General features: G+C 59.5%; 1 protein-coding gene. It reads right to left on the bottom strand.

Features of this window, described 5'->3' with window-relative positions:
• The coding region (locus tag AC1DH9_RS29465; protein ID WP_477809369.1) for a M16 family metallopeptidase at positions 1-1,129 on the bottom strand (1,129 nt) is incomplete at its 3' end.
• Positions 1,130-1,229 lie beyond the last annotated feature (100 nt).

Genomic DNA, 1,229 nt, shown 5'->3' with positions numbered 1-1,229 from the left:
GTCCACTGTTGCCTTGCACGGCCCAGGCCTGWCGGGCGATGGCGACCTGTTTCAAGCGTTCAAAACCAGCGTGATCGAGACCATTCTTGAGCAGATCGGCTTTCAGATCCTCGAGTACCTGCTGCGCTTGTGGCAGATCATCGCGTTCCAGATCGGCGTTCAGGCTGAGGAAACCGACGCTGCCGAACACTTCGCGTTCGGCCCAGGGGCCGTAGGACAATCCGTGAGCCAGGCGCAATTGACGATAAAGCGCCCAGTCGAGGTAGTCCTTGAGCAGGTCGTATGTTTCATCATATTGATCCTCAAGCGCCGGTTCCGGGAACAACCAGTGCAGTTTGGCACCACCCCCTACCCAGCCCTGGATCAGATTGCGTTCGTCGAGCGCCGGGTGCTGGATCTCCGGCAGCGGCAAATGCTCGGTGGGATCAATCGCTTCGAGCTCGCCATAGGTGCGCTCCAGGTAGGCCGGCAGCAGGCGATCGAGCTCGCCGACAATAATCAGCGTCATGTTGTTCGGTGCGTACCACTCCTTGCGGACCTTCTCCAGTTGTTCGCGGGTCAGGTGTTCTACCTGGGCCCGCTCCGAGCACTTCAGGCCCAGCTCCACCGCCAGTTGGTTGCTCGCCGTATGGCCCAGGTCCTGGCGGTCGAGCCAGCGCTGCAAGTGGGAGTAATGGCCGCCATCTTCGCGTTCGACCACCTGTTTGGCCGCACTGATGGCGGTGTCGTCGAGTCGGGTCTGGGTCAGTAGCGCCAGCAACAGGTCGAGGACTTTGCGCTGATTCTTTGCCGGGGCTTCGATGACGAACGTGGTGTCGGCGTTACTGGTGTAGGCGTTCCATTCACCCCCCAGTGCCTGCATGCGCTCCTCGAGCCCGCCTTCCCCACTCGCGTCGACGCCACTGAACAGCAAATGCTCAAGCAGGTGCGGCAGCTCTTTGTCGGCGCAGGCGAAGTCATCCAGGCCAACGCCTACCACCAGGCGAATCGCCACATGCCCGCGTTCGCTGCCGGGCTTGAGCACTACTTGCAAGCCGTTGGGCAGCGAATAACCTTCGACCTGAAAGCGATCCAGGGCAAATGAGCAGGTGGAACTCAATAGCAGGCACATGAACAACAGACAACGCATAACAACCTTCCTGGCGGGTCAATGCGGGCAAAAGGATTTGCCTTCAACCTTTTAAGTGACTTCTTTCAACGCTAGACGTTCAGGGTGAATGGGTGATGTC

It is taken from the genome of Pseudomonas sp. 05T35 (assembly GCF_056396605.1).
Note: the sequence above shows the minus strand (reverse complement) of the source record. Positions and strands in the feature narration are given on the sequence as shown.